This window comes from Salinivibrio sp. MA427 (genome assembly GCF_001996115.1).
In the GTDB taxonomy this organism is placed as follows: Bacteria; Pseudomonadota; Gammaproteobacteria; order Enterobacterales; family Vibrionaceae; genus Salinivibrio; species Salinivibrio costicola.
On record NZ_MUFH01000289.1, the window covers coordinates 1 to 2,992 of the forward strand.

Sequence of the window (2,992 nt, forward strand, 5' to 3'; positions counted from 1 at the left end):
GGGATAAAACAATGATCAATACTGAGAATGCGGTCGTTTCGTTGATTGATGTACAAGGCAAACTGGCACAAAAGGTAACAGGCAGCGAAGCACTACACCAAAAGCTGGCCYAACTAATGCGTGCCTGTCAGTACTTTGATGTGCCCGTGGTGTGGGTCGAGCAACTGCCCGATAAGCTCGGCGCGACCACTGAGAGTTTGGCTGAGTTAATCCCAACGGATACGCCCATTGCCAAGCAGACATTTAGTGCTTACGCAAACCCCGATGTTAAAAAACGACTCGATGATCTTAACCGTAAACAAGTCATCCTATGTGGCATCGAAACCCATATTTGTGTTTATCAAACAGCCTGCGATCTACTCAGAGCCCACTATCACGTTCACCTAGTCACGGATGCAACCTCATCCTGTGACGCGTCTCATTACCACACCGGAATTGCAATGATGCAGCAACATGGCGCCTGGATCACTTTGGTCGAAGCCTTGTTGTTTGAGTGGCAACAAGCAGCCGGCGGTTCAGACTTTCGATCTTTTTTAACGTTAATAAAATAGAAAGCAAATAGATCTCTAAGTAATGGGCATGAAGATCTAGGGGTTGAATACGTATACTTCTAAAATATCGAGTATTTATGAGATATAGATCGCACAGTAGGCGCTAACATTTTCATTAGTGGTCTAATATTATTCATGACGAATGTATAAAAGAGAAAGGAAGCACTATGTACAAACGACTACTCTCTGCAGCCCTATTAACGCTGTCTGCAGTCCCGGCCAGTGCCGATGATCATGGGTGTGGCAACGTCACGATTGCCGATATGAACTGGAATTCAGCGAGCCTGATTGCCAACATTGATCAGTTTATTTTAGAGCATGGCTACGGCTGTGATGCTGAACTCGTACCTGGTGATACCATGCCAACCGGCACATCCATGATAGAAAAAGGCGAGCCCGATATTGCACCGGAGTTTTGGAGTAACTCCATGCGTGAAGGCCTTCAGCGAGGTATTGACGAAGGACGTATACGCTATGCAGGACAAGCCTTTGTTGAAGGCGGCGAAGAGGGATTTTGGGTCCCTAAATACATGGTCGATCAGCACCCCGAACTTAAAACCATTTCGGGCGTTAAAGCCAATGCCGATCTTTTCCCTCATCCCGAAGATCCGTCAAAAGCAGCCTTTTACGGATGTCCCGCGGGATGGAGCTGCCAAATTACCTCGGAAAATAATTTTAAAGCATTGGATCTCGCCGACAGTGGCTTTGAAATTGTCGACCCTGGCTCCGGTGCTGGCTTAGCCGGCTCCATTGCCAAAGCTTATGAACGCGAAGAAGCTTGGTTTGGTTACTACTGGGCACCGACGGCCGTGTTAGGCAAATATGAAATGGTTAAAGTCGATTTCGAAACGGGTACGGATGTCGAGCACTATAAGTCATGTATTACATCTGACGAGTGCATAACGTCGAAAGCAACAATGTATCCAGCCGCTGATGTTGAGACTGTCGTGACAGAACGCTTTGCTAAACGAGCTCCCGAGGCCATGGCCTATATCTTTTTTGACCCCCTCCTCCACTTTCTTGTTTGGTTCGAAGACTTACTCCTTGCCACACCTTGGTGGCTGGTGATTGCCGTACTTGCCGGTATCGCGTATCTCGCCAGTCGCTCTTGGAAGCTCCCTGCGGCTGTGGTTGTTTCTTTCACTCTAATTGCTTACTTAGGGATGTGGGAAGATACCATGAGCACCATGAGTATCATTTTGGTCTGTACGCTTGTCGCGATAGGTGTCGGTGTACCTATCGGGATTGCGATGGCGAAGTCCAATCGGACCCAAGCGGTGGTTACGCCACTTCTTGATATCATGCAGACCATGCCCGCTTTCGTCTATTTAATTCCTGTTGTGATGCTACTGGGCATTGGTAAAATTCCGGGGGTCATTGCCGTCGTGATTTACGCCATTCCACCGGTCATCCGCTTAACGAACCTTGGGATTAGGCTGGTCGATAAAGATGTGCTTGAAGCAGCGACTGCGTATGGCGCCAATGGCGTTCAGCGCCTTTTTCAGATTCAGCTACCACTGGCAATGCCCACTATTATGGCCGGCATTAACCAAACGATTATGATGGCACTCGCCATGGTCGTGATCGCCTCGATGATCGGTGTTTCTGGCTTGGGTCAACCCGTTCTTAAATCGATCACTAACCAATATTTCACCTTGGGCCTGCTCAATGGCCTCGCGATCGTCGTGATTGCTATTATTTTCGATCGCGTCTCGCAAAGCTATGCCAAGCGATCACAGCAGCACTTAAAGGGAGGTGATCATGACTGATTCTGAGCAGAACACCTTGATCGAAATTCACGGTCTTTACAAAGTGTTTGGCAACCATCCGCGTAAGCTCATGCCCGATGTTAAAGCAGGTAAAAGCAAAGACGCATTGCTACAAGAAACAGGACATACTATCGGACTTAGTGACATCAATCTGTCTATTCGGCGCGGTGAAGTGTTCGTCATCATGGGCTTATCTGGCTCAGGAAAATCAACACTGATTCGCCATTTCAATCGTTTGATCGATCCGACAGAAGGTGAAATTCGCATTGATGGCACGGATATAATGCAGTACTCACAAAAAGAGTTGCAGCAATTTCGTCGTCATAAAATGTCGATGGTTTTCCAGCGATTCGGCTTGCTTCCTCACCGTACTGTCAAAGAAAACGTCGGTTTTGGTCTTCGCATTCAAGGAGAAGCCAAAGCACTGCGAGATGAAAAGGCTCAACAGTGGCTCTCTACGGTTGGCTTAGAGGGCTATGCTGACCAATACCCTGCCCAGTTATCCGGTGGGCAACAGCAACGCGTCGGTTTAGCACGGGCCTTGTGTACGGATGCTGAGATCCTATTGATGGACGAAGCGTTTTCTGCACTGGATCCGCTCATTCGCAGTGAGATGCAAGACCAACTCATTGAGCTACAAGAAAAGCTGCATAAAACGATTATCTTTATTAC

3 protein-coding genes are annotated in these 2,992 nt (G+C 47.9%); all 3 read left to right on the forward strand.

The window, feature by feature from the left end:
* Positions 1-551 (forward strand): isochorismatase family protein (locus tag BZG79_RS13400; RefSeq protein WP_206779501.1); only part of this gene is annotated, 551 nt, incomplete at its 5' end.
* Between the two features lie 167 nt (positions 552-718).
* Positions 719-2,320 (forward strand): glycine betaine ABC transporter substrate-binding protein, encoded by a 1,602-nt coding sequence (locus BZG79_RS16950; protein WP_077774648.1) that lies wholly within the window; start codon positions 719-721, stop codon positions 2,318-2,320.
* A partial coding sequence (locus BZG79_RS13410; RefSeq protein WP_199877870.1) for an ATP-binding cassette domain-containing protein occupies positions 2,313-2,992 on the forward strand: 680 nt, incomplete at its 3' end. The genes BZG79_RS16950 and BZG79_RS13410, both read left to right, overlap by 8 nt.